This is a genomic window from Minwuia sp. IMCC3009, assembly GCF_029909415.1.
Lineage (GTDB): Bacteria > Pseudomonadota > Alphaproteobacteria > Minwuiales > Minwuiaceae > Minwuia.
Genome location: NZ_CP123781.1, coordinates 3,529,560 through 3,555,615 on the forward strand (window position 1 = coordinate 3,529,560; position 26,056 = coordinate 3,555,615).

Sequence of the window (26,056 nt, forward strand, 5' to 3'; positions counted from 1 at the left end):
CCCGGGTCAAGCCCGGGTACGGTGTGGTTTGAGGTGGTGAGACAGTTCCCTCCCTTTCCCTCTCACGATGCTGGCGGACCTGATCCGCGAGCCCAGTCTCTCACGCCGGAACGGCACCATGGGTACCCGGGTCAAGCCCGGGTACGGCGTGGTTTGTGGTGGAGAGGCAGTTCCCTCCCTTCCCACCCTCACGATGCTCGCGGACTCGATCCGCGAGCCCGGTCTCCCACGCCGGAGCGGCACTGCTGCCGCTCAGATCCGGGGCGGGGCGAGCAGGCCGCGCTGGCCCAGAACATCGACGAAGTCGCGGATGCGGTCGCGCTGATAGGCCTCCCGGTCCACGTCGGCATAGTCGTGGAAGCCGCGACCGGCATGCAATCCGGTGGCCCCCTGCGCCATCTTCTCCCCCACGATCTCCGGTGCACGGAACCGGTCCTGACCGGTTGTTTCCGTCAGGTAGCGGCTGGCGTGGTGCAGGATGTCCACCCCGCCCCAGTCGATGAATTCCACCAGGCCGAGCACGGCGAAGCGCGGGCCGAACCCGGCCCGGATCGCCGTATCCATGTCCTCCGCACTGGCCACGCCTTCCTCCACCATCCGCGCCGCCTCGTTCATCGCCAGCGCCTGGATGCGCGGCACGATGAAACCGGGACTGGCCTTGCAGACCACCGGCACCTTGCCGATGTCGCGCAGCCAGCCGAGCAGCCGGTCACGCACCTCAGGTGCCGTACCGTCGTGTGGACTGACCTCCACCAGCGGAATCAGATATGCCGGGTTGAGCCAGTGGGCGTTCAGAAATCGCTCCGGGGGCGTCACATGCGCCGCAAGCTCCGTCGAGAGCATGGTCGATGTGGTGGAGGCAATGATTGTCTCCGCCCCCGCATGGGCGGAGATCAGCGACAGCGCCTCCGCCTTCGCTTCCCGCGTCTCAGGCACGCCCTCCATCACCAGATCAGCGCGGGCAAGCGCGTCGGGGAGGTCATCGGGCCCGCGAAAGCTGATGCGTTCCCGAAGGCCCGCAACCGCGCCCGGCTCGCATTGCCCGAACTCCGCCATCAGGTTCAGGGTGCGCGCCACCTCGTCACGGGCCGCCGAAAGCAGGGTGGTCGCAGCAGCACTGTCCCGCGGTTTCGCATCCAGCAGATCGACCTGCCAGCCGCCCCAGGCAAAGACATGCGCCAGCCCGCGTCCCATGCGTCCGGCACCAACCAGTGCAACGCGCGGCATCAGAAGCCCTCTCTCAGCCGGGTCTGCAGGGCGGCCGGAGCCAGATCAGCCAGGCCGAGATTGCCGAGTGTGCGCCCGGTGGCCGAGAAATCCTCCCCGTTGACCGCACCGGCCAGCGCCAGCAGACCGCTCGCCACCGGCGCGGGGACATCGACCCAGCGCGCGACCGAGACCAGGAACGCCAGTCCGATCGCCACATCTTCGCGCATGTAGCGGTGGCGGGTCAGATCCAGCCTCTCCCGCCAGCGGCTGGAGACCACCAGCCGGTCGTGCGCCGCCTGCCCGTACATCCATTCCGGGCGGCTGTCGTCATAGTGGTCGGCCAGGGGAAAATGCGGCGGGCCGTATCCCAGCGCCTCCCGCACCGCCACGCGCTCCGCATCCAGCGCATCGGTGACACGCCGGATCGCGGGCTGCGTGCCCTCGTTGTGAATGTCCCAGTGCTCGAAATGCTCGATGGGTCCGGCGTTCATCAGGATCAGCGGCGGATGGATGATCGGCCCCGCGTTCATCAGCGCCCCGTCCAGCCCGTCCGTCAGCCGCTCGATGGCCGGAAAGGCCCTGCCGAACAGGTCGAAGGCCGCATCGGCGCGGGCCAGCGGAAACACGCCGGTCGGCAGACGCGTCGCGCGGGTGACGATAGCGACCTCCTCCGGTCCCTGCATCCGGGCCAGCCACGGCAGGGTGCCGGACTCACCCAGCAGCAGATCGGCGCTGCAGCCCTCCGCCCGCAGGGTATCCATGACCACCCAGGTGCCGAAGCTGCCCGGCGGCATCAGGATGCCCTGACCGTCCGACAGGTGCGGGGCCATGGCGCGGGCAATATCCACCTGGGCCATGGCAGGGCCGGGCATCAGGATCAGTTCCGCGCCTGCGACCGCCTCGCCGATATCCGGTGTCACCGTCTGGATCGGCACGTCGCGACTGCCCGCCGCATCCGTCAGCCGCAGTGCGCCCCTGGCCATCAGGCCCTGCAGTGCCACCGCATCACGCCGCCAGAAACGGACCTCGTGTCCCTGTTCCGACAGGTCGGCGGCGGCGGCATGGGCACCATGACCGCCGCCCAGAACGGCAATCCTCATGCGAAGCCGGGGGGCGGAACGACGCCGCCAAGCGCCTTCTCCAGATGCCGTGCCACATGCAGCGCGGAGCGATCCTCCATGAAGTTGGCGACCACCTGTACCCCGACCGGCAGCCCAGCATCGGTGCGCCCGACTGGCACCACGGTGGCAGGCAGATAGACCCCGCAGGTCAGGCCGCACCAGACGATCATGTCGACATAGTTGCGGCTCTGGCCGGCGATCTCCACGGTTCGGGTGCCGAAGCTGGCGGACTGGTCGTGCGGAATGGCCGCGCGCGGCATGACCGGGCAGAGCAGCACATCCACATCGCCGAAAAAGCGGTTCCACATCTCCCGCAGCACCGCCCGGCGCTCATCCCAGTCCAGCCATTCCGCATGGTCCATGACCGCGCCACGGGCGAAGATCGCCTGATGGCTGTGGTCGTCGGCGTCCGGCGGGTTCTCGCGCAGTTTCCGCCGCATGCTCTCCGGCAGACCGGCACCAAGCGCGGCCGCCAGCAGGCTGTAGTAGATCTCGTGCGATTCCCGCATGTCGACAGCGGGGCGGGCCGAACGATCCACCCTGGCGCCCATTTCCTCCAGCGCCGTGCCCGCCCCCTCGATCAGGTCACGGAACTCCGGGTCAACGGCACAGAACGGGTCGTCGGACCAGACGGCAATCCTGTAGTCGCGGATGGCCTCATGCCGCGCATTGGCGAGCTTCAGCTTCCAGCCCGCCTGATCCAGCATGTCGGACCCGGCCATGACATCCAGCGCCAGTTCCAGGTCATCGACACTGCGCGCCAGCGGCCCCGCGACCCCGATATCGGCCCCGGTCAGCGCACCCGGCGGCCCCGGAATATGGCCACGGATCGGCACCGCGCCAAAGCTCGGCTTGTGCCCGGTGACGCCACAGAAATGCGCCGGATTGCGGATCGAGCCGCCAATGTCCGATCCCAGTTCCAGCGCGGTGAAGCCGGACGCCAGCGCGGCGGCGGAACCGCCCGACGACCCCCCCGGCGCGCGGCTCACGTCCCAGGGATTGTTGGTCGTGCCGAAGACCGCGTTGTAGGTCTGCAGGTCCCCGGCGTAGAGCGGCGTGTTGGTCTTGCCATAGATGATCGCCCCGGCCTCGATCAGGCGCTCGACCGCCGTGGCATGGCGATTCGGCTGATGATCCTTCAGTTCCGGCGCGCCCGCGGTGCAGGCCATGCCGACAACCTCGAACGTGTCCTTCACCGTCATCGGCAGCCCGTGCAGCGGCCCCCAGCTCTCCCCCCGGGCCGCCGCAGCGTCCGCCGCGCGGGCGCGGGCGCGGGCGGCATCCACATCCGTTGCCACCACCGCGTTGATCTGCCCGTTGAACCGTTCCAGCCGATCAAGGTAATGATCCAGCACCTCTTCCGACCGCAGCGTCTGCTGGCCAATGGCGGCCACCAGTTCCCGCGCCGACATGTATGACGGATCGCCCATGTTCCCTGCCTCCCCGATTGTTGTCTGTTTGACGCATTCTGACGCGCAGTCGGGGAATGGTTCAACCATGTCGTTTGCTGGCTGCGCCATCCCTCTCCCCCGCCCGGTCCCCCGTGCGAGCATCCCTGATGGGTCGCCGGGTGGGGGAGAGGGATGGCGCAGGCAACCTCTGGAACCCGCATGAGTGCGCGCCTGAAGGCGGAGATCTGGGTCGCCGCCTATCTGCGCAGCGTCCGTGCGCAGGGCGCTTTCGCCTATCTGGTACGGCGCGGCGCGGAGGAAGCAGGCAGCATCCTGCTGAAGGTGGAGGCGCCGGGCGGCACCGCCACCGTCTATTCACCCGGCTACATGAACGGCGTGCGGACGTGGCTCCGCTCGTCGGGCACGGAGCCGGTTCCGGCCACGGAGGCCGACAGCTATATTCAGCGCCGACTGGCGACCGACCCGGACCTCTGGGTGGTCGAGGTGGAGGACCGGGCAGGCCGGCATTTCCTCACCGAGCCGGTGGAGGGGGAGGAGACCAATCCATGAGCAATGCAGTACCCACCGCGAACGTCAAAGCCGTCATCTGGGACTTCGGCGGTGTCTTCACCTCCAGCCCGTTCGAGCGTTTCGCCGAGTACGAGACCGAGAAGGGCATGCCCGTCGGCACCATCCGGGGCATCAATGCCACCAACCCGGACACGAACGCCTGGGCCCAGTTCGAGCGCAATGACGTCGATCTCGACACCTTCGATGGGCTGTTCCTGGCCGAAAGCACCGCCATCGGCCATCCCATTCCCGGCAAGGACGTGATCGCGCTGCTCTCCGGCACGTTGAGGCCGGAAATGGTCCGCGCGCTGGACATGATCCGCCAGGACCGCATCTGCGCCTGCATCACCAACAATGTCCGCGCCGGTCATGGCCCCGGCATCGCCAGCGACAGCGAGAAGGCCGCCGCCGTCGCCGACGTCATGGCCCGGTTCCAGATCGTCGTGGAATCATCGAAGGTCAACCTGCGCAAGCCCGACCCGGAAATCTACCGCCTCGCCTGCCGCGAGATCGGCATCGACCCGTCGGAGGCGGTCTACCTGGACGACCTGGGCATCAACCTGAAACCCGCGAAGGCGCTGGGCATGCAGACCATCAAGGTCACGGGTGCCAGGCAGGCCCTGACCGAACTCGGCGCAATCCTCGACATGGACCTGTTGTGAGGTAGGATTCCGGATAGACGGATTCAGACAGGGGGACAGGACATGGCCAAGAAACTCGTCATCAGGAACATCGGGCTGCTGTTGTCCGGTGATCTGGCAAACCCGATCCTGGATGCCGACTGCATCGTGGCGCTGGATGGCCGGATCGCGGCCATCGGCAAGGCGAAGGATCTGGACACCGATCAGGCGGATGTGGAGGTCGATGCGAAGGGGACCGCCGTGTCGCCGGGCCTGATCGACAGCCATGTGCATCCGGTGATCGGCGACTATACCCCCCGGCAATCGCAGCTCAGCTGGATCGATTCCTGCCTGCATGGCGGCGTCACCACCATGATCTCCGCCGGGGAGGTGCATCTGCCCGGCCGCCCGAAGGACATCGTCGGGCTGAAGGCGCTCGCGATCGCGTCACAGCGCTGGTACGAGAATTTCCGCCCCTCCGGCGTGAAGGTGCACGGCGGTGCGCCGGTGATCGAACAGGGCATGGACGAGAACGACTTCAAGGACCTGGCCGACGCGGGCGTCAAACTGCTGGGGGAGGTCGGTCTCGGCTCGGTCAAGGCAGGGGAGACCGCCAAGGAGATGGTCGGCTGGGCCCGGAAGTACGGCATCCAGTCCACCATCCATACCGGCGGCCCGTCGATTCCGGGGTCGGGCCTGATCGACAAGGATGTGGTGCTGGAGGCGGATGCCGACATCATCGGCCACATCAATGGCGGCCACACCGCCCTGCCCGACGACCAGATCGTCTGCCTGTGCGAGCAGTGCGGCCGCGGCATCGAACTGGTGCACAACGGCAACGAGCGCGCGGCCCTGCTGGCCATGAACACGGCGCGGGAACTCGGCCAGATGGATCGCGTGATCCTGGGCACCGACGCCCCCGCCGGGTCCGGGGTGCAGCCGCTCGGCATCCTGCGCATGATCGCGCTGCTGTCGTCGTTCGGTGACGTGAAGGCGGAGACGGCCTTCTGCTTCGCCACCGGCAATACGGCGCGGATGCGCGACCTGGATACCGGCCTGGTCGAGGTCGGCATGGCCGCCGACTTCGTGCTGCTGGACCAGGCTCAGCACGCGCCGGGGAAGAACATGCTGGAATCCATCGAGCAGGGGAACCTGCCCGGCGTCGGCATGACCATCATCGACGGCGCCATCACCAGCGAACGCAGCCGCAACACCCCGCCCGCAACGGTCCTGCCGGAGCGGGTACGGGGCTGATCCCCCACCACCACGGCGCTCGCGGACTTGATCCGCGAGCCCAGTCTCCCACGCCAGTGCGACACTCCTGGGTACCCGGGTCAAGCCCGGGCACGGCGTGAATTTGGGTGTGATTGCGGAGATGTTTCGGCACCTCCCCATCACCACGGTGCTCGCGGACTTGATCCGCGAGCCCAGTCTCCCACGCCGGTGCGGCACCGCTGGGTACCCGGATCAAGTCCGGGTACGGCGTCGGTGTTGAGGTCGAATTCGTCCAAGCCCTCACGGCACCCCCACCCCCTTCCCGGCCTTCCCCCATCGAGGGGGAAGGGGCGAAGGCGTCAGCGCTGAGGCACTTCCTCCCCCTTGACGGGGGAGGATCGAGGAGGGGGTGAAGCCCGGTGGTTCAGTGTGGTCACAGCGCCCCCTCACACCTTCCGGCGGAGCAGCCCCCGGAAGATCTGGTCGTCGCCGATGGCGCCCAGCATCCGGCCATCCTGCACGATCAGCACCGGGCCGCCGGAGCGTTCGCGCCAGTCGATGACCTGCTGCATCACCACGTCGGGTGCGGCCGTCAGCATCTGACCGGTTTCCGGGCTGGTGGCGGGATCGGCGGCGAGGATGGGCCAGCTTTCGCCATTGCAGGCTGCCTCCAGCGGCGCGCCGGACGGGTCCAGCGCCAGCTTGAACCAGCCATGACGGTCCAGGCACAGCCGTCCGGCCCCGTCGCGCGGCAGATCGTCGACGGGCCGCATCATGGTGGCGGCGCGCATCACCTGCAGCGGGTTCATGTGGGCAACGAATTCGGCCACATAGTCGTTCGCCGGGTTGAGCACGATGTCTTCCGGCTGGCCGGTCTGGATGATCTGCCCGCCCTCCATGATCGCGATGCGGTTGCCCAGCTTGATGGCCTCGTCCAGATCGTGGCTGACAAAGATGATGGTCTTCTTCAGTCGTGTCTGCAGGTCCAGCAGCTCGTTCTGCAGATGCGCCCGGATCAGCGGATCCAGCGCCGAGAAGGGCTCGTCCATCAGCAGGATCGGCGCATCGGTGGCAAAGGCACGGGCCAGCCCCACCCGTTGCTGCATGCCGCCGGAAAGCTCATGCACCCGCCGGTCGGCCCAGACCCCCAGATCCACCAGATCAAGCTGCCGCGCCACCCGTTCCCGCCGCTCCGCCACCGGAACCCCGGCAAGCTCCAGCCCGAGACCGACGTTCTCCGCCACCGTGCGCCAGGGCAGTAGCGCGAACTGCTGGAACACCATGGCGATGCGGTGCATGCGCAGGCGGCGCAGGTCGGTGGCACTGCAGCGGGCCACATCGACCTCCGCCGCACCGTCGTGCACCAGCACCTGCCCGCGCGTCACCGGGTTCAGGCCGTTGACCGCGCGCAGCAGGGTCGATTTGCCGGAGCCGGAGAGGCCCATCAGGACGACGATCTCGCCCTCGTGAATGTCCAGGCTGGCGCCCTTGACGCCGACGACCTGCCCGGTTTCCTCCTGAATCTCCGCGCGCGACTTTCCGGCATCAACCAGCGGCAGGGCGCTGGCGGGCCGGTCGCCGAACAGGATGTCCACATCGCGGAAACGGACGACTGCCGGGGTGGCGGCGGGAGTGGATGCGGTCTCGCTCACTTGCCCGGCCCCTTCGAACCTTCATCCCGGCGGCAGAGCCGGTCGAGGATGATGGCGATCAGGACGATGGCCACGCCGACCTCGAACCCCTTCGCGATATTCACCGTGTTGAGCGCGCGCAGGGTCGGCACCCCCAGCCCGTCCGCCCCCACCAGCGCCGCGATCACCACCATCGACAGCGAGAGCATGATGGTCTGGGTCAGCCCGGCGAGGATGGAGGGCAGCGCATAGGGCAGTTCCACCTTCCACAGCAGTTGCCAGCCGGTGGCACCGAAGGCCTGCCCCGCCTCGATCAGCGGTTTCGGTGTCGAGGAGACGCCGAGATGGGTCAGCCGGATCGGTGCCGGAATGGCGAAGATGACCGTGGCGATCAGGCCCGGCACCATGCCGAGACCGAACAGGATCAGCGCCGGGATCAGATAGACGAAGGTCGGGATCGTCTGCATCAGGTCCAGGATCGGCCGCAGCAGGCGGAACAGCCACGGGCGGTGCGCCGCCGCGACCCCGATGGGCACGCCGACGACCATGCAGACGACGGCTGCCGAAAGCACCAGCGCCAGGGTCTCGGTGGTTTCCTCCCAGTAGCCCTGGTTGATGATCAGCAGCAGCGACAGGGCAACGAAGACCGTGAAACCGATGGAGCGCTTCAGCAGCCAGGCAAGTGCCGCGACCAGCGCGACGATGATCAGCGGATGCGGTGCCTGCAACAGCCACAGCAGCCCGTCGATGGCGGTTTCCATGCCGATGGAGAAGGCGTCGAACCACCAGGCGAAATTGTCGGTGATCCACTCGACGACGGACTTGGCGGCCTTGCCGATGGGAAGCTTCTGCTCGGTCAGCCATTCCATGCGTCGGTCCCCTATCCGGTTGAGCGGGCGCTGTCCCGGGCGGCGGCCAGTTCCGCCAGCAGCGCCGCGCGGTTCTCGTCCAGGTCCGGCGCATGGCGGCGCAGGGTGCCGTCCGGATGGCCGGAGATCTTGATCGGATTGCCGCCCATCTGCACATGCCCGGCCACCGGATCATCCGTGTGGACGATCATGTTGCGGGAAATCACGTGCGGATCGGCGAGCACCTGCGCGACATTGTTGATCGGACCGCAGGGCAGGCCCTTGGCCTCCAGAATGGCGAGCCAGTCGTCGGTGGTCCTGGTCACGAACAGGCTGTCCAGCACCACCTGCAGCTGCTCCACGTTCTCCACCCGGCTGGTGGGCGTGGCAAACCTGTCGTCCTGCGCCATTTCCGGCGCACCAAGCGCTTCGGCCAGGTCCTGGAATGCCTTGTCCGTGCCGCAGGCAACGATGATGTGGCCATCCGCACTGGTGAAGGCCGCGAAGGGCGCGATGGACGGATGCCGCGCCCCCAGGGGGCCGGGAATGTCACCGGTCGTCGTATAGCGCACGATGGCGTTTTCCAGCAGCGCCACCTGGCAGTCCAGCATGCCGATATCGATCATGGCGCCCTTGCCGGTGCGCGTCCGCTCGAACAGGGCCGCATTGATCCCGGCGGCGGCGAACATGCCCGCCGCGAGGTCGCCGATGGAGGAGCCGACGCGGGTCGGCGGGCCGCCGGGGTGCCCGGTCAGGCTCATCACCCCGCCCATGCCCTGCACCACCATGTCGTAGGCCGGACGCTTGGCGTAGGGGCCGGTCTGGCCGAAGCCGCTGGCCGCGGCGAAGATCAGCGATGGCCAGCGGGCCTGCAGCGTGTCCCAGCCATAGCCGAGCTTCTCCATCGTGCCGGGACGATAGTTCTCCACCAGCACGTCAGCCTGCTCCAGCAGCTGCTCGAACACCGCCCGGTCGGCATCATCCTTCAGGTTCAGCGCGATGCTTTCCTTGTCGCGGTTCAGGCTCATGAAATAGGCCGACTTGCCCTTCACGAAGGGACCGATGGAGCGGCTGATGTCGCCGACGCCCGGTTCCTCCACCTTGATCACGCGGGCACCGAGCTCGGCCAGCATCAGGGTGCAGTAGGGACCGGCCAGAACCCGGGTCAGGTCGATGACGGTGATCCCGGCCAGCGGGCCACCACGTTCCGATGCTGCAAGCGTCATGGGTCAGCCAAGTTCCTTCAGTTTGCGCGCCGCCTCGACGGCGAAATAGGTCAGCACACCGTCACATCCGGCCCGCTTGAAGCCCAGCAGGCTTTCCAGCATCACCCGCTCCAGGTCCAGCCAGCCGTTGCCCGCCGCGGCCTGCAGCATCGCGTATTCACCGGACACCTGATAGGCGAAGGTCGGCACGCCGAATGTCGTCTTCACCCGGTGGCAGAGGTCGAGATAGGGCATGCCGGGCTTCACCATCACCATGTCGGCGCCCTCGGCGATGTCCAGCGCCACCTCCCGCATCGCCTCGTCGCCATTGGCCGGGTTCATCTGGTAGGTCGCCTTGCTGGCCTTGCCCAGATTGGCCTGGGAGCCGATGGCGTCCCGGAACGGGCCATAGAAGGCGGAGGCATACTTGGCGGCGTAGGACATGATCATGCTGTTGACGTGACCTTCACGCTCCAGCGCCTCCCGGATCGCGCCGACGCGCCCGTCCATCATGTCGGAGGGGGAGATGATGTCCGCCCCCGCCTCCACCTGATTGAGCGACTGTCGAACAAGGATCTCCACCGTTTCGTCATTGGTGACATAGTCGTCGCGGATCACCCCGTCATGCCCGTGGGAAGTGAAGGGATCCAGCGCCGCGTCACACAGGATGCCGATTTCCGGCACCTCCGCCTTCACGGCGCGGATCGCCCGGCAGACGACATTGTCCGGATTGGTTGCCTCCGACCCCTCCGCGTCCTTCTTCGCCGGGTCCAGCGCCGGGAACAGAGCAATCGCGGGGATGCCGAGCGCTGCTGCCTCCGCCACCGCAGCAGGCAGGCTGGCCACGTCATAACGCCGGACACCGGGCATGGCCGCCACATCCTCGACGCCCGAACCCTCATGCACGAACAGGGGCCAGATGAAATCCGCCGGGGTCAGCACCTTCTCCGACACCATCCGCCGGGTCCAGTCCTGCGCCCGGGTGCGCCGCATCCTGACGCGCGGGTAGGCACCGAGCGCCGGTGTGTCAGGCCGCGCCCTCTGGTGTGCACGTCCAAGCGTCGGGGTCTCGTCATTCATGGCTCTGCCTTCCGTCAGCCCGCAGGATGGCGCGACGATAGACCATTTCCCGCCCCGACGGAATCACCGGCACTCTTTCCGCAACGGCAATTCACCCTTGCAATCAAAAGCAATTGCCCCTGAGAATAATTCGGCCTGCCGGGATGAATCCGGGCGGGGAGGAATGGTCGCGACAAATGACGACCGTCCGTTGGGGAAAACACAAGGAAACATCCAATGAAGAAATCCCTCTTTGGTGCCAGCCTGGGCCTTGCCCTGTTCGCTGCTGGCAGCGTAATGGCGGGCAGCCATGCCGCCTCCGAATGCAAGCCCTCGAAATGGGGCGCCGACGACCAGATCGGTTCCGCGAACCATGTGACGCCCGATCAGGTCCTGATGGCTTCCAAGCTGATCAAGAAGGGCAATTCGCACCCGCTCGGCATCGTCATCGACAGTTCGACCCCGGCCTTCCCGCCGCGTGGCCTGATGCTGCAGGTGGTCTCTCCCGGCCAGGCAGGTGGCAACCGTCTGACCCAGTTCGGCTATGAAGCCATCTACAATGACGACATCGCCCAGCTCTGGTTCGGCATCGGCCCGCAGATCGACGGCCTGGGCCACCTGGGCGAGAAGGGCATGTACTACAACTGCAACTCCGACAAGGAGATCGCGCAGGTTACCGGCCTGACGAAGCTTGGTGTCCACAACATCCCGCCTCTGGTGGGTCGTGGAGTGCTGATCAACATGGCGAAGCACTTCGGCGTTGAGGTCATGGAGGCCGGCCAGTCATTCGGTTCCGCCGATATCCGTGCGGCAGCCCAGGCGCAGGGCGTCGAGATCCGCACCGGTGACGTGGTTCTGTTCCACACGGGCTGGACCGACGGCAAGCTTGCATCAGATCCGACCGCGTGGGTCAGCGGTGAACCGGGCATGAACAACGAGGCTGCGGTCTATCTCGCCGCCCAGGACGTCATGGCCGTGGGTGCCGACACCTGGGGCCTCGACTCCGTACCGCCCGCAAAGGGAGACAAGCTGTTCTATGGCCACGTCACCCTGCTGAAGGAAAACGGGATCTACATTCTGGAGACCATGAACACCGGTCGTCTCGCCGAGGAAGGCGTGACCGAGTTCATGTTTGTCCTGGGTCAGGCCCGGATCAAGGGCACGGTCCAGATGATCATCAATCCGGTGGCCCTCTGGTAACAGCAGCCACTTTCGGGTTACGGGAAAGGGGAGCCGGCGGCTCCCCTTTTTCATTTCAGGATCGGACGCCCTGACCATGCAGGAAAGCCAGACCCGCAAGATCGCCATCCTCGGCGCGCCCGTCGATTCCGGGGCCAGCCTGCGTGGCTGCCAGATGGGACCGGATGCCATGCGCATTGCCGGGCTGGGGGAGGCACTGCAGGAACTGGGGCACGAGGTGCGGGATTTCGGCAATGCGGAGCCTGCGCCGCTGGCGCGGGAAGTGCCGGAACGGGGCCGGGCCCGCAACATCGCCATGACCGCCGCCTGGACCGAGAGCCTGATGGATCACGCGACCCGGATCGCCGATGCGGGCTGGACCCCGGTCTTCGTCGGTGGCGACCACAGCCTGGCCATCGGCACCGTTGCAGGCATCGCCCGCCACGCCGCAACGCAGGGTCGGGAGCTGTTCGTGCTCTGGCTCGACGCCCACGCCGACTTCAACACGCTGGAAAGCTCGGAATCAGGCCACACCCACGGCATGCCCGTCGCCATGTTCTGCGGCATCGACGGCGCGGAAGTCTATGGCGCGCCGCTGGAGAGTCCGGTCAATCCACGCAATGTCACCATGATGGGCATCCGCTCCGTCGACGAGACCGAGCATGATCTGGTGCTGGACAACAACATCGATATCCACGACATGCGCGCGGTGGACGAGATCGGTTTTGCCGGCCTGACCCGCGCCTTCATCGACCGGGTCAGGGCCGCGAACGGCCTGCTGCATGTCAGCCTGGACGTGGATTTCCTGGACCCGGACGTGGCGCCGGGGGTCGGCACCACGGTGCCCGGCGGCGCGACGGTTCGGGAGGCGCACCTGATCATGGAACTGCTGCACGACAGCGGCCTCGTCACCTCCGTCGACCTGGCCGAGATCAACCCCTACCTGGACGACCGGGGCAAGACCGCCCGCCTGATGCGCGACCTGACCGCCAGCCTGTTCGGCCGCCGCGTCATGGGTCGCCCGCCGCGTCGGCGCTGACGCAACCGTTCCGACAGCCGGATCGCGGCCGGGACCTCAGCGCCGCGTCGGCAACAGCGCCGAAAGCGCGACGGCCAGGATCGCGATGGCGGCCGAGGCAGCGAAACCGGGCCCGAAACGGCCGGTCAGCTCGGCCAGCGCCCCGGCGCCCACGGGGCCGACAGCCTGACCTGCGGCAAAGATCAGGGTGATGACCGCCAGTGCGCCCGCCGCACGTTCCGGACCGACCTGGTCTCCGGCAGCGGCGGCCATGATGGTGGGTACGCTCCAGGCCGAGATGCCGAAACAGACGACGGAGGCAAAGAGTGCCACCTCGCCGAAGCTGCCCGCCACCAGCGCGAAGGCCAGCGCCTGGGCCAGCGACGAGGCCATCAGCCCGCCGCGCCGCCCGATGCGGTCCGACAGGCCACCGAACAGGGCGCCCGAGAAGATCGAACAGAAGCCGACGATGCTCCAGACCTGCCCGGCCTGGGCGGCATCCATTCCACGCTCGTCGATCATCGTGGTGACGATGAAGGTCGTGTAGACCATGTAGGTGATGCCATAGCAGGCGTAGATGATGCCCAGATGCAGCAGCACCAGCCAGCCGCGCCGGGGCGGCGGCGATCCGGCAACCGGTGGCGGGGCGGGTGTGCCATAGGGTTTCAGGCCGATCAGGGCCGGACGGTCACGCAGGCCGATGAGGCAGGCCAGCAGGGTCACGACGGCGATCAGCGCGAACAGCAGCCAGCCCACCTGCCAGCCCGCAAACCCGGCGACGGGGAAAAGCGCCGGCACCAGCAGCCCGGAAAGCACGATCCCGATGCCTGCCCCGGCCAGCATGGTACCCGCCGCGCGCCCGCGATGCGATGCCTCGAACCAGCTCGACGCCAGGCTCATCGCCGGGACATAGGCACCGCCCGCGCCCATTCCGGTCAGCGTGTAGAGCACCAGCAGGGGTTCGAACCGGGTGACCATGGCCATGCCGACCATGCCGATGGTCAGGATCAGCAGGCCTGACAGGATCATCACCCGCTGGCCGACCACGCGCACGATGCGCGGCACCCCCAGCACCATCAGCAGGTAGCCGACGAAATAGCTGGTACCGAGCAGCCCGCCCTGGGCGTAGTCCAGCCCGACATCGGCGCTGATCCCGGGCAGCAGCATGCCGAACGCGAAGCGCGCCAGCCCCAGACAGCAGCCCACGACCAGCGCACACAGAACGACGATCACCCACGCGCGATGCATGGCAGCCCCTTGCCGACAGCGAATCCCCAGTCGGCATCTTCCCATGGTGGCAACTGCTGGCCTACCCTCGCTGTGCACAGGGGGAGGAACTGTCGATGCGGGTCGGGGTCGAGGTCGGAGGAACATTCACGGATCTGGTGGCCATCGGCGATGACGGCCGCCTGCAGGTGACCAAGGTCCCCTCCACCCCCGCGCGACCGGACGAAGGCGCGCTGAACGCCATCGACAGCGCCGGGCTGGACCTGTCGCAGGTCGATGATCTGGTGCATGGCTCCACCGTTGCCACCAATGCGATCCTGGAGCGCAAGGGCGCGCGGGTGCTGATGGTGGTGACGCAGGGGACACGCGATATCCTGTTCATCCAGCGCCACAACCGCCGCCGCATCTATGACCTGTTCTATGCCAAGCCCGAACCGGTGGTGCAACGCCGCGACGTGATCGAGGCGCCGGAACGGATCGACGCCACGGGCGCGATCGTCGACGCGCTGGACCTGGAGACCACCATGTCCCGGATCGCGGAACGCCTGGAAACCGCTGAAGCCGATGGCGACCCCTATGGAGCCGTCGCGATCTGCCTGCTGAACGCCTATGTCGAGCCGACGCATGAGCAGGCCGTGGCCGATGCCGTGCGCAAGCGGTTCCAGAACCAGAAGGTCACGATCTCCGCCGATGTCTGCCGCGAGTTCCGGGAGTACGAGCGCGCATCGACGACCGCGCTCGCCGCCTATGTGCAGCCCGTGATCGACGCCTATCTCGGCCGCTTCGGCGAAGCCCTGAATGCGCGCGGCCATCGGGGCCGGTTCTCCGTCATGCAGTCCAACGGTGGTCGCCTGCCCGCCGCAGGCATGGCCCGGTCCGCCATAACCGCGCTGTTCTCGGGACCGGCGGCGGGGGTCGTCGGCGCCACCCGCCAGGCACTGCGGTCCGGGTTCGGCAACATCATCACCTTCGACATGGGCGGCACCTCCACGGATGTCTGCCTGGTCCGGGACGGCCAGCCCGATCTGGCGGCAGCCACGGAGATCGATGGCCTGCCCGTGAAGACACCGGTCATCGATATCGCCACGGTGGGCGCAGGCGGCGGCTCCATCGTCTGGATCGATGACGGCGGGCTGCTGCGGGTCGGGCCTGAGTCGGCGGGCGCCGATCCGGGCCCTGCCTGCTATGGCCGCGACGGCCAGCGTCCGACGATCACGGACTGTCACCTGATCCGCGGTACCATCCGCGCCGAGACCTTTCTGGGCGGCACCATGCAGCTCGACCGGGCTGCGGCGGAGGCCGTGATCGGCCCCATCGCGACGCAGCTCGGCCTCACTGCAGTGCAGGCAGCGGATGCGGCAATCCGGGTGGCGGAGGCGAACATCGTCCGCGCGATCCAGCGCATCTCCACCGAACGCGGCCACGATCCGCGCGACTTCGCCCTGCTGCCCTTCGGTGGTGCCGGACCCATGCTGGCCTGCCGGGTCGCGGAGGATCTGGGCATCCACACCGTGCTGGTCCCCCCCGCAGCAGGCGTGCTGTCGGCCTATGGCCTGCTGGCCTCCGACTTCGTGCACTTCGAGAGCCGTACCCATCAGGTGCGGCTGGAGGCCGTGAACGAAGCGGAGATCGGGGAGGTGATCGCCGAGGTTGGTGCAGCGGCGGCGGCGCACCTGCGCGATCTGGGTCTGGAAGGCGATGTCGGGCTGAAGCGCAGCCTGGACATGCGCTATGTCGGACAGGCCTTCGAGATACCGGTGGACCTGGGCGATCGCGGACCGGACGAACTGGATACGGACACCATCCGCGCCCTGTTCGAGGCGGCACACCACCGCGTCTTCGAGTTCGACAAGGCCGGCGGCTCGGCCATCGAGATCGTGGCCTTCCGGGCCGGGGCCGCTGTTTCGCCGGGTGTCCAGCCGGACCTTTCGGGCGATGCCGCGGCAGCCCGCATCGCCGACCGGACCTCCTTCTTCGAACGGGACCGGCAGCACGCCGACGCCCCCTGCACCACCCGACCGGGGGAGGGTGTCGGGATCACCGGTCCCGCGCTGGTGGAAGATGGCACATCCACGATTCTGGTAGCCGACGGCTGGCGCGGCGCGGTGGATTCCGCCCATAATCTGATCCTGCGGCTGGAAGAGGAGACGACGGATGCCTGATACTGCGCTCAACACTGTCTCGGCGGTCGATCAGGCCATCATTACCCAGGCCCTGATTGCCGCCGCCCACGAAATGGGGGTGAAGCTGATCCGCTCCGCCCACTCGACCATCGTGCGGGAGGCGGAGGACTGCTCCTCGGCGATCCTGGATGCCAGGGGCAATGTCGTGGCGCAGTCGGAACTGATTCCGCTGCAGCTTGGCTCCATTGCCCACACCTTTGGCCCCTGCGCGAAGATCACGCCGCCGGAGACGCTGCAGGAAGGCGACTTCTACATCACCAACGACCCCTACAACGGCGGACAGCACCTGCCGGACGTGTTCCTGTTCTCCCCGATCTTCGTCGCGGGGCGGCTGATCGGGTTCTCCGCCACCGTCGCCCACCACATCGATCTGGGGGGCGGCGCACCGGGGCTGAACCCCGACGCCACCGACGTGCACCAGGAAGGCATCATCTTTCCGCCATCGCGCTGGAACCTGGACCGCGACTGGCGCAACGACGGCGCGCTGCAGCGCATGGTGCGGGCCAATATCCGCATGCCGGACCACACCATCGGCGATTTCGAGGCGCAGTTCGCCGCCAACCAGATCGGCATCGAACGGGTGCGCGACCTCTGTGCCAGGCACGGTACCGACCGGGTGGAGAGTGCCATGACCGGCATGCTCGACTATGCCGAACGGCGGATGCGCGCGGCACTGGAGGCCGTGCCGGACGGCACCTACCACGGCGAAGACTTCCTGGACGACGACGGACAGGGCAGCGGGCCGCTGCGCATCGCGGCCACCGTGACCGTGAAGGGTTCGGACATTGCCGTGGACTTCGACGGCAGCAGCCCGCAGGTGAAGACCAACATCAACAGTCCCTTCGCCTCCACCGTCGGCGCGGCCCTGTCGGTGATCAAGTCGGCCCTGACCTCCGCTGACCTGCCCTTCAACAGCGGCTGCGCCCGCGCGGTCACGATCACCGCCCCGCACGGGTCGATCCTGAATCCAATCTACCCGGCGCCGGTGCGGGCCAGACTGCTGCCCACCTATCGCGTCTTCAACGCGGTGATGAAGGCGCTGGCCCAGGCAGTGCCGGACCGGGTCATCGCCAGTGGCTACGACACCACCTATGCCTGCTGCCTCAGCCATCTGGGACCGAAGGGCTACAACATCTACCTGGAGATCTTCGGCGGCGGCTATGGCGCCGGACCGGCCAATGATGGCTGCAACGCGGTCGACAGCCCGCTGTCGAACTGCGGCAACATCCCGATCGAGGCCCAGGACATGGCCTATCCCTTCTTCCGGGTCCGCGACTACAGCCTGGTTGCCGGATCAGGCGGCGCAGGGCGCCATCGCGGCGGCCTGGGGTTCCAGCGCATCTACGAGATCACCGCCGACGACGTGACCTTCGCCGCCTACGGTGACCGGTTCGACATCGCGCCGGAGGGCCTGTTCGGCGGCGGGCCGGGCGGCAAGGCGGAAGCCTGGATCGAGCGTGACGGCGAGAAGGTCGAACTGCCGTCCAAGACCAGCATGCCGCTGCTGCGCGGGGACCTGCTGGTGGTCAGAACCGGCGGTGGCGCGGGCTACGGACCGGCGGAGGACCGCAGCGCCAGGCACATCGCGCGGGACCTGACCGACGGCTACATTGCGGAATGACAGGCCGGTCCATCCATTGATGGTATCGCGTCAGCCCCCGGTCACTTCTTCGCACCGGTCGGCGTGAGACCCATGTGGAAGAGACGGCGGTCAAGCTTGCCTGTCAGCTGACTGTCATCACCGATGGCCTTGCGCGCATGTGCGACGAGTTCCTCGGCGGGGAGAATGCCGCCCAGGAAGGCCTCCGGTTCGTAGTAGATGGCGTTGCGGATCAGCGCATAATGGCGCTGCTTCTGCTGTTCCGACAGGCTGTCCCAGAACCTGAGACCGAGACTGAAGCGCGTTGGGGCGAAGCGGCTGCTGAACGGTCCATCGTTCAGCGCGTTCAGGGTGTAGCGTCCGGCATCACTCACCCGCCCCGACTTGAGCGCTGCGTAGGCCCGGGCGTTCCAGGCCTCACTGCCGATAGGACGCAGGGCGAGGGACTTCCGGGCGGCCAGTTCGGCGTCGCGCAGCGCCCGCATCCGAACCATGAACCGCCATTCCGCGCTGCCGGTCTCGATGGCGGTTCCGGCCCTGTGCGTCAGAAGATCCGCGCGCGTGAACAGGCGCGACATGGGGACATCGGAGATATCCGGCTCCGTCAGCACCGGCAGGGCCGGTATCGCGCGGGCGGCAAACAGGCCGAACAGAAACACGAACCCGAGCAGGAACAGCGGCAGGGCGATACGTCTCGCCTGCCGCGCGCCCTTCCCCGTCGCTGATCGTGATGCCCCGGCCATGATGTTCCTCAATCCCCGTCGTGATCCGGTCCCGACACCAGGTCCCCGCAGATCGTTCCGCTGTCTGATCACGGCACAAGCCGTCATTCGATGGAACGACCTAGCACACATGAAACGCGAAGGCAGCACGGCGGAGCGTGAAAAATCTGCACCATTGTGGCGCGCGCCCGAAACTGGCATCAGAAGCGGGCCGGGCCCTCCGGCACCATCTGCAACAACCCTCGGGGAATCCGATCAATGAGGCTCTATGACAGCCGCAAGCGCATTCTTGTCACCGGCGGCGCCGGATTTGTCGGCTCGCATCTGTGCGATCGCCTGCTGGAACAGGGCCACGAGGTGCTGTGTGCGGACAACCTGTTCACCGGCACGAAGCGCAATATCGAACATCTGCACAATCATCCGCGCTTCGAGTTCATGCGCCATGACGTGACCTTCCCGCTCTATGTCGAGGTCGACGAGATCTACAATCTCGCCTGCCCGGCCTCACCGGTTCACTACCAGCATGATCCGGTCCAGACGACCAAGACCTCAGTCCATGGTGCAATCAACATGCTCGGCCTGGCCAAGCGGCTGAACTGCAGGATCCTGCAGGCCTCCACCAGCGAGGTCTATGGCGACCCGCAGCAGCATCCGCAGACGGAAGACTACTGGGGGCATGTCAATCCGATCGGTGTCCGGTCCTGCTATGACGAGGGCAAGCGCTGCGCGGAAACCCTGTTCTTCGACTATCACCGCCAGAACGGACTGGCGATCAAGGTGGCGCGGATCTTCAACACCTATGGCCCGCGCATGCACCCGAAGGACGGGCGCGTGGTGTCGAACTTCATCTGGCAGGCCCTGAACGGCAAGCCCATCACCATCTATGGCGACGGCAGCCAGACCCGGTCGTTCTGCTACGTCGATGACCTGGTGCGGGGGCTGATCAGCCTGATGGAGACCGACGACAGCGTCACCGGACCAATCAACATCGGCAACCCGGGCGAGTTCTCGATCCTGGAGCTGGCGGAAAAGGTGATGGGACAGATCGGCGGCGAATCGCGCCTCGTGCGCGAGCCCCTGCCGTCAGATGACCCCCTGCAGCGCTGCCCCGACATTACCCGCGCCCGCAACCTGCTGAACTGGGAACCGACGATCCCGCTCGCCGACGGGCTGGTGCCGACAATCGCCTATTTCCGCGAACTTCTGGCGGAGCATGAGGCGATGGCCGGTTAGATCCCGGGTACCGGAGGGCCGAAGGCGGCACCGGCCGGGCAATGCGACCGCTACTGGATGACGATTCGCGGGCCCTTCCGGCCCCCGGAAAGCTGTTCCTCGATCTTCTCCGCGACCCTGTCGGCGATGCCGCGATAGATCATCGCGTGCGCGCCGTCGGGGTCAACCGACACGATCGGGAGACCGTCGTCCGAGGTCTCACGGATCGACATGTGCAGCGGGATCTCGCCGAGGAAGTCGGTACCGAGTTCCGCCGCCGTTTCCCGCGCACCGCCGTGGCCGAAGATCTCCGACCGCTCGCCGCAGCTCGGGCAGAGGAAGTAGCTCATGTTCTCGATGATGCCGAGCACCGGCACATCCACCTTGCGGAACATCGCCAGGCCCTTGCGCGCGTCGATCAGGGCAATGTCCTGCGGTGTGGAGACCACCACCGCGCCGGTCAGCGGCACCCGCTGCGCCATGGTCAGCTGCGCGTCACCGGTACCCGGGGGCATGTCGACGATCAGCACGTCCAGTTCCCCCCAGTTCACGTCCCGCAGCAACTGTTCCAGCGCGCTCATCACCATCGGACCACGCCAGATCATCGGTGTGTCGCCTTCGATCAGGAAGCCGATGGACATGCAGACGATGCCGTGATTGCCCATCGGGTCGATGGATTTTCCGTCCGGCGAATGCGGCTTGCCCGCCAGACCCATCAGGCGCGGCACGGACGGGCCATAGATGTCGGCGTCCAGCAACCCGACCTTCTTGCCCTGTTTCGACAGGGCCACGGCCAGATTGACGGCGGTCGTCGACTTGCCGACCCCGCCCTTCGCCGATGCCACGGCCACGATGGACTTCACGCCGGGCACGCCCTGCTTCTGCGGCGGCTTCGGACCGGAGGCCTGCTGCGGCCTGGCCCCGCCCTGCACCGGACCACCCGCCGGCGCCCCCCTGCCCTGCGGATTGTGGGCGGTGAGGACCGCCGTGACGGACGTGACGCCGGGCAGAGCCATCACCGCCTTCTCGCAGGCTGCACGCAGCGGCTCCTTGGCCGCGCCCATGGCGGGATCGACCTCGACAGCGAAACCGACATTGCTGCCCTTCACCACCAGACCGCTGATCATGCCCGCCGAAACCACGTCCTGACCGACGTCCGGATCGACCACACCGGCCAGTGCCTGACGTACCTGCGCCTCGGAAATATCCGCCATCGTTGAAAAACTCCGCCTTGTCACCGATATGGCACCAGTGAACACTGTTGTCCTGTCGGGTTTGCTCCCGCCGGGCCAACGTCATATAACGCGCCTGCGGTGCCCCCGAAAGGGGCGGGCCGCAGACAGTTTTCCTCGATCCTGTGACACGAGAAGCAAGGGACGGCAGATGCCCTGGAATAATCAAGGCGGCGGAAGCGGCAACGGCGGCGGCGGATGGCAAGGCGGCGGTGGAAACCGCGGCCCCTGGGGACAGGGGCCGTCTGGCGGTGGCCAGGGCGGCGGCGGCGGCGGGGCCGGTGGCCCCGGACCGAATATCGAGGATCTGATCAAGCAGGGTCAGGACCGCCTGAAACGGTTCACCCCCGGTGGTGGCAGCGGCGGCCGTCTCGGCGTCATCGTGGTTCTGCTGCTCATTCTCGTGATCTGGCTCGGCAGCGGCTTCTATCGAGTCGATACCTCCCAGCAGGGTGTCGTGCTGCGCTTCGGCGAGTGGGTCGATACCACTGACCCGGGCCTGAACTATCATCTGCCAGCGCCCATCGAGACGGTGCTGCTGCCCGAAGTCACCCGGGTGCAGCAGCTTGATGTCGGCTTTCAGCGCCTCGGCACCGACCGCCGTCGCGATCTGAAGGACGAAAGCCTGATGCTCACCGGCGACGAGAACATCGTCGACATCGACTTCACGGTGATCTGGCTGATCGGTGATGCGGGCAAGTTCCTGTTCAACATCGAAGCGCCGGAGGCGACGCTGAAGGCCGTGGCCGAGAGCGTGATGCGTGAAGTCATCGGTCGCCGCCCGATCCAGGATGTGCTGACGGCACAGAAGCTGGAGATCGAGCAGACGGTCCAGGAGACGATCCAGCAGACGCTGGACGAGTATGGTGCAGGTATCCAGATCAGCGAAGTGAAGCTGCAGACGGTTGACCCGCCGGCGGAGGTCATCGACTCCTTCCGCGACGTGCAGGCGGCAAAGGCCGACCGCGCGCGGAAGATCAACGAGGCGCAGGGCTTCGCCAATTCCATCATTCCGGAAGCCCGTGGTCAGGCGGCCAAGGTTCTTGAAGAGGCCCAGGCCTACAAGGAACAGAAGATCGCCGAAGCCGAGGGTGAGGCATCCCGCTACAGCGCCATCGTCAACGAATGGCGCACGTCGAAGGAAGTCACCAGCCGCCGTCTCTATCTGGAGACGATGGAAGAGGTCATGCGTGACATGAACAAGATCATCATCGAGCAGGGCGAGGAAGGCTCGGGCGTCGTGCCCTACCTGCCGCTCAACGAACTCAACAACAAGAGCCGGGGGACAAACTGATGAGCAAGGGTCTTATTGCACTTGCCGTCCTGGTTGCGCTTGCCGGGTTCGCACTGTTCAGTTCCGTCTATACCGTGCACCAGACCCAGCAGGCCCTGCTGCTTGAGTTCGGTGCGCCGCAGCGGATCGATACCGAGCCGGGCATCCACTTCAAGATCCCGTTCGTTCAGGATGTGGTGCCCATCGAGAAGCGGATCCTGTCGCTGGACATCGAGCCGGAAGAGATCATCACCAAGGACACGAAGCGGATGGTGGTGGATGCCTTCAGCCGGTTCAAGATCACCGACCCGCTGCAGTTCTACCAGGCCGTGCGCACCACCGGTCAGGCCCGGTCGCGGCTGCAGCCGATCCTGATTTCCAGCATGCGTGCCGTGCTGGGTGATGAGGAGTTCGTGACGCTGCTGTCCGGTGAACGCTCCACCCTGATGGCCAAGATCGCCGATCAGATGAACCTGAAGGCGGGTGGTTTCGGTGTCGAGATCGTCGATGTCCGCATCAAGCGTGCCGATCTGCCGGAAGCCAACAAGAACGCCATCTTCAACCGCATGCAGACCGAACGTCAGCGTGAGGCGCGCGAGGAACGGGCACTGGGTGACGAGGAGGCGCGGCGCATCACCGCCCGTGCCGAACGTGACCGTACGGTGCTGCTGGCCGAGGCTGAGAAGCAGTCGGAGATCCTGCGTGGTGAGGGTGACGGCGCCCGTGCCGCCATCTTCAACAATGTCGCCAACCGGGATCCGGAGTTCTACTCCTTCTACCGCTCGCTGCAGGCCTACCGTGCCTCGCTCAAGGGTGACGACACGACGATGGTGCTGAACCCGAAGTCGGACTTCTTCAGGTTCTTCGGTGACATCGGCAGCGTCCAGGGGGGTGCCGGGCGCTGATCCGGATACCCCACGGGTCCGATGCAGGATTTCCTGGTTGCACTGGCGCTGGTGGCGGTGATCGAGGGCGCGCTCTATGCCCTCTTTCCCGACGCCATGCGCCGGTCACTCGCCCTGGTCCTGTCACAGCCCACTGAACGCATTCGCATGATCGGCCTGGTGGCGGCGACCCTTGGGGTCGGCATGGTCTGGCTGCTGCGCGGTTGACGATCATCTCCCGATTTAGTACGCTAGCTTATCAATTGGACGATCCCCCCTGGGGCCGTCCGGTGAGGCTCGGGGGAGGTCAACATGCGGCGCGACAGGCAGCTGGAACTGATCAGGCGTCTTCTGAAACATCAGGAAGAGGGCAGCACCGCCTATGCGCCGGAGACCTGGCGCAATGAACTCAGCGCCTATACCGATCCGGCCCGGGCGGAGCGGGAGCGGGAGATATTCTTCCGCCAGCGCCCCCTGCCCTTCGGTCTGAGCGGCCGCCTGGCCGAACCCGGCGACTATGTGACCGACAACATCGACGGCAATCCGCTGCTGATCACGCGCGACGGCGACGGTGTCGTCCACGCCTTCCTGAACGTCTGCCGCCACCGCGGTGCGCCGGTGGCGGAGGGCTGCGGCAAGGCGAAGATGTTCGCCTGCCCCTACCATGCCTGGACCTACAATCTGGACGGCAGCCTGAAGGGCATTCCCGACGCCCGCAGCTTCGACGGTGTGGACAAGTCCGAACTGGGCCTGACCGAGGTCCCGGCGCTGGAGAAGGACGGCATGATCTGGATCGGCCCGCTGGACCGCACCACGCCGATGCCGGAGAACCCGATGGGATCCCTGTCGGAGGAATTCGCGGAGTGGAACTTCGGCAGCTACCACTTCTTCGGCAGCTACCGCATGGTGCAGCCGATGAACTGGAAGCTGGTGATCGACACCTTCCTGGAGACCTATCACATCGATGTCCTGCACAAGAAGACCATTGCCCCCTATCTGCAGTCCAACCGCACGACCTTCGATGTCTTCGACGACCATCACCGCATGGTGGCCCCGCGCAACACGTTCTCGACCCTGAACGACGTGCCGGAGGATGAGCGGGACCTGATTACCCATGCCGCCGTCGTCTATGGCCTGTTTCCGACGATGATCGGGGTGGTCCAGGGGGCGGCGAACATCGAGCTCTGGCGGGTCTGGCCCGACAAGCGGGGCCCCGGCTGGTCGGTGATCGAGCTTTCCGCCTATGTGCCCGAGAAGCCGACGTCCGAGAAGGCCCGGAACTTCTGGCAGAAGAACATGCAGCTCGCCATCGACACGGTCGAGGCGGAGGATTTCGAGCTCGGCCGGATCATCCAGCAGAATGCCGAGAACGGCGCGCCGGAGCATGTCGTCTATGGCCGCAACGAACCGGCCATGAGCCACTATCACAGCCGCATCCGGGCCCATCTCGGCCTCAATTCAACCGTCTGAGTCAGATACCATGCGCCATGACGATCAGGTTGCGATGATCCATCGCCTGTTCGGGCATATCGATGCCGGAACGACCAGCTATGCCGACCGACTGGGTGCCAATCCCGTCACCAGCTATACCTCGGCGGACCGGCTGGGCCGGGAACGCCACACCCTCTTCCGCGACGCGCCGCTGCTGGTGGGATTTGGCGCACGGGTGGCGAAGGCCGGTGACTATTTCGTCGAGGAGATCGACGGACGCTCCATCCTGATCACGCGCGACAAGGAAGGGGCCGTGCGCGCCTTCCACAACGTCTGCAGCCACCGCGCCGCCCCGGTGGCGCAGGGGTCCGGCAATGCCCGGCGCTTCGTCTGCCCCTATCATGCCTGGACCTACGGCCTGGACGGTGCACTGCAGACGATCCCTGACGGGCGCAGCTTCGAGGGCATGTGCAAGTCGGCGCATGGCCTGAGCGAGGTCCCGTCAGCGGAGAAGCACGGCCTGATCTTCATCCGTCCCGGCGGCGGCGATCCGATCGACGTGGACCGGCACCTGGCGGGGCTGGAGCGGGACATGGCCGCCTATGGCTTCGACGGGTTCCATCACTACCGCAGCCTGACCATCGAACGGCAGATGAACTGGAAGCTCTGCCCGGAGACCTTCATGGAGGGCTATCACCTGCAGTACCTGCACAGGGACTCGGTCGGACCGATCTTCTTCTCCAACCTGATGGTCTTCGATTCCTTCGGCCCGCATTCCCGCCTGACCCTGCCGCGCCGGCGCATCATGGAACTGCGCGAGAAGCCGGAGGAGGACTGGCGGCTGATCCCGGAGACGGCGATCATCTACACCTTCTTCCCCAATGTGACGATGGTGGTGCAGGCCGGTCACGTGGAGATGTGGCGCAGCTATCCAAAGGGTGACGCCACCGACCGCTGCAAGGTGGAAGTCTCGGTCTTCACGCCGGAAGCCGTCGAGACCGAGAAGGCCAGGAAGTACTACGAGAAGAACATCGACCTGGCGATCCGCACCGTCGATGGCGAGGACTTCCCCCTCAGCGAGGCCATCCAGTCCGGCCACACCGCCCGCGCCCACGAAGCCCTGGTCTACGGCCTGAACGAACCCGCCCTGACCCACTACCACGCCAGCCTGAACGCCAGCCTGTCGGCATAAGGGACCAGTCTCTCAGCGCAGGCCGCGCGGCGGC

General features: G+C 66.5%; 23 protein-coding genes. 13 read left to right on the plus strand and 10 right to left on the minus strand.

Translation table 11 applies throughout. The annotated features are described in order from the left end of the window. Positions 1 to 252: 252 nt before the first annotated feature. From QGV55_RS16515 to QGV55_RS16525, 3 genes are read right to left on the minus strand one after another with little or no spacing between them, the layout of a single operon-like run. A complete protein-coding gene (locus QGV55_RS16515) occupies positions 253 to 1,227 on the minus strand; it encodes a 3-hydroxybutyryl-CoA dehydrogenase (RefSeq protein ID WP_281019537.1) in 975 nt (324 codons plus the stop codon). Next, a complete protein-coding gene (locus tag QGV55_RS16520) occupies positions 1,227 to 2,309 on the minus strand; it encodes an NAD/NADP-dependent octopine/nopaline dehydrogenase family protein (protein ID WP_281019536.1) in 1,083 nt (360 codons plus the stop codon). Before QGV55_RS16520 ends, QGV55_RS16515 begins: the two co-directional genes overlap by 1 nt. After that, positions 2,306 to 3,760: an amidase gene (locus QGV55_RS16525; protein WP_281019535.1), complete on the minus strand. Its 1,455-nt coding sequence runs from the start codon at positions 3,758 to 3,760 to the stop codon at positions 2,306 to 2,308. Before QGV55_RS16525 ends, QGV55_RS16520 begins: the two co-directional genes overlap by 4 nt. Positions 3,761 to 3,940: 180 nt before the next feature. On the opposite strand from QGV55_RS16525, the gene QGV55_RS16530 reads away from it, so the two are divergent. Genes QGV55_RS16530 through QGV55_RS16540 form a run of 3 tightly spaced genes read left to right on the plus strand, consistent with a single transcriptional unit; the run spans position 3,941 to position 6,165 of the window. Next, positions 3,941 to 4,291, plus strand: a complete 351-nt coding sequence (locus tag QGV55_RS16530; protein WP_281019534.1) for a DUF1491 family protein — start codon at positions 3,941 to 3,943, stop codon at positions 4,289 to 4,291. Continuing rightward, positions 4,288 to 4,953, plus strand: coding sequence for an HAD-IA family hydrolase (locus QGV55_RS16535; RefSeq protein WP_281019533.1), 666 nt, complete (start codon positions 4,288 to 4,290; stop codon positions 4,951 to 4,953). Before QGV55_RS16530 ends, QGV55_RS16535 begins: the two co-directional genes overlap by 4 nt. 42 nt (positions 4,954 to 4,995) lie before the next feature. Beyond that, a complete protein-coding gene (locus QGV55_RS16540; RefSeq protein WP_281019532.1) occupies positions 4,996 to 6,165 on the plus strand; it encodes an amidohydrolase family protein in 1,170 nt (389 codons plus the stop codon). A gap of 407 nt (positions 6,166 to 6,572) precedes the next feature. On the opposite strand, the gene choV is transcribed toward QGV55_RS16540, so the two are convergent. Genes choV through hemB form a run of 4 tightly spaced genes read right to left on the minus strand, consistent with a single transcriptional unit; the run spans position 6,573 to position 10,803 of the window. Continuing rightward, positions 6,573 to 7,778, minus strand: a complete 1,206-nt coding sequence (choV, locus tag QGV55_RS16545; RefSeq protein ID WP_281019531.1) for a choline ABC transporter ATP-binding protein — start codon at positions 7,776 to 7,778, stop codon at positions 6,573 to 6,575. Continuing rightward, on the minus strand, positions 7,775 to 8,626 hold the full coding sequence (gene choW / locus QGV55_RS16550; RefSeq protein ID WP_281019530.1) for a choline ABC transporter permease subunit: 852 nt from the start codon (positions 8,624 to 8,626) through the stop codon (positions 7,775 to 7,777). The genes choV and choW overlap by 4 nt, the downstream gene beginning before the upstream one ends. An 11-nt stretch (positions 8,627 to 8,637) precedes the next feature. Next, positions 8,638 to 9,831, minus strand: coding sequence for a CoA transferase (locus tag QGV55_RS16555; protein WP_281019529.1), 1,194 nt, complete (start codon positions 9,829 to 9,831; stop codon positions 8,638 to 8,640). A 3-nt stretch (positions 9,832 to 9,834) separates the two neighbouring features. After that, positions 9,835 to 10,803, minus strand: a complete 969-nt coding sequence (gene hemB, locus QGV55_RS16560; protein ID WP_348637682.1) for a porphobilinogen synthase — start codon at positions 10,801 to 10,803, stop codon at positions 9,835 to 9,837. Between the two features lie 303 nt (positions 10,804 to 11,106). On the opposite strand from hemB, the gene QGV55_RS16565 reads away from it, so the two are divergent. Next, positions 11,107 to 12,069 (plus strand): cyclase family protein, encoded by a 963-nt coding sequence (locus QGV55_RS16565; protein WP_281019527.1) that lies wholly within the window; start codon positions 11,107 to 11,109, stop codon positions 12,067 to 12,069. 76 nt (positions 12,070 to 12,145) lie between these two features. After that, on the plus strand, positions 12,146 to 13,087 hold the full coding sequence (gene rocF / locus QGV55_RS16570; protein WP_281019526.1) for an arginase: 942 nt from the start codon (positions 12,146 to 12,148) through the stop codon (positions 13,085 to 13,087). A 36-nt stretch (positions 13,088 to 13,123) separates the two neighbouring features. On the opposite strand, the gene QGV55_RS16575 is transcribed toward rocF, so the two are convergent. Beyond that, positions 13,124 to 14,314, minus strand: coding sequence for an MFS transporter (locus QGV55_RS16575; protein WP_281019525.1), 1,191 nt, complete (start codon positions 14,312 to 14,314; stop codon positions 13,124 to 13,126). A gap of 95 nt (positions 14,315 to 14,409) precedes the next feature. Here QGV55_RS16575 and QGV55_RS16580 point away from each other — a divergent pair, with 95 nt between their 5' ends. Both QGV55_RS16580 and QGV55_RS16585 read left to right on the plus strand, forming a co-directional pair. Next, positions 14,410 to 16,455 carry a hydantoinase/oxoprolinase family protein gene (locus tag QGV55_RS16580; RefSeq protein ID WP_281019524.1) on the plus strand — a complete coding sequence of 682 codons (2,046 nt, stop codon included), beginning with the start codon at positions 14,410 to 14,412 and terminating at the stop codon, positions 16,453 to 16,455. Continuing rightward, the gene (locus QGV55_RS16585) at positions 16,448 to 18,097 is read left to right on the plus strand and encodes a hydantoinase B/oxoprolinase family protein (RefSeq protein WP_281019523.1); all 1,650 of its coding nucleotides are present in this window, start codon (positions 16,448 to 16,450) and stop codon (positions 18,095 to 18,097) included. The genes QGV55_RS16580 and QGV55_RS16585 overlap by 8 nt, the downstream gene beginning before the upstream one ends. A 41-nt stretch (positions 18,098 to 18,138) precedes the next feature. Here the strand turns inward: QGV55_RS16585 and QGV55_RS16590 are convergent, their stop codons facing one another. Continuing rightward, positions 18,139 to 18,819 carry a hypothetical protein gene (locus QGV55_RS16590; protein ID WP_281019522.1) on the minus strand — a complete coding sequence of 227 codons (681 nt, stop codon included), beginning with the start codon at positions 18,817 to 18,819 and terminating at the stop codon, positions 18,139 to 18,141. Between the two features lie 237 nt (positions 18,820 to 19,056). On the opposite strand from QGV55_RS16590, the gene QGV55_RS16595 reads away from it, so the two are divergent. After that, positions 19,057 to 20,031: a UDP-glucuronic acid decarboxylase family protein gene (locus QGV55_RS16595; protein WP_281019521.1), complete on the plus strand. Its 975-nt coding sequence runs from the start codon at positions 19,057 to 19,059 to the stop codon at positions 20,029 to 20,031. Positions 20,032 to 20,081: 50 nt separating this feature from the next. Here the strand turns inward: QGV55_RS16595 and apbC are convergent, their stop codons facing one another. After that, the gene (gene apbC / locus QGV55_RS16600) at positions 20,082 to 21,224 is read right to left on the minus strand and encodes an iron-sulfur cluster carrier protein ApbC (protein ID WP_281019520.1); all 1,143 of its coding nucleotides are present in this window, start codon (positions 21,222 to 21,224) and stop codon (positions 20,082 to 20,084) included. 169 nt (positions 21,225 to 21,393) lie between these two features. Between apbC and hflK the strand changes: the two genes are divergently transcribed. The 5 genes from hflK to QGV55_RS16625 all read left to right on the plus strand — a co-directional run bounded on the left by hflK (position 21,394) and on the right by QGV55_RS16625 (position 26,022). Continuing rightward, complete coding sequence (gene hflK / locus QGV55_RS16605) at positions 21,394 to 22,536, plus strand: FtsH protease activity modulator HflK (protein ID WP_281019519.1); 1,143 nt, start codon at positions 21,394 to 21,396, stop codon at positions 22,534 to 22,536. After that, a complete protein-coding gene (locus tag QGV55_RS16610; RefSeq protein ID WP_281019518.1) occupies positions 22,536 to 23,420 on the plus strand; it encodes a protease modulator HflC in 885 nt (294 codons plus the stop codon). The genes hflK and QGV55_RS16610 overlap by 1 nt, the downstream gene beginning before the upstream one ends. Positions 23,421 to 23,441: 21 nt before the next feature. Further along, entirely contained in the window at positions 23,442 to 23,627 is a 186-nt protein-coding gene (locus tag QGV55_RS16615; RefSeq protein WP_281019517.1) for a DUF2065 domain-containing protein, read from the plus strand. 84 nt (positions 23,628 to 23,711) lie between these two features. After that, positions 23,712 to 24,869, plus strand: a complete 1,158-nt coding sequence (locus QGV55_RS16620; RefSeq protein ID WP_281019516.1) for an aromatic ring-hydroxylating dioxygenase subunit alpha — start codon at positions 23,712 to 23,714, stop codon at positions 24,867 to 24,869. Between the two features lie 10 nt (positions 24,870 to 24,879). Beyond that, on the plus strand, positions 24,880 to 26,022 hold the full coding sequence (locus QGV55_RS16625) for an SRPBCC family protein (RefSeq protein ID WP_281019515.1): 1,143 nt from the start codon (positions 24,880 to 24,882) through the stop codon (positions 26,020 to 26,022). Positions 26,023 to 26,056: the final 34 nt, after the last annotated feature.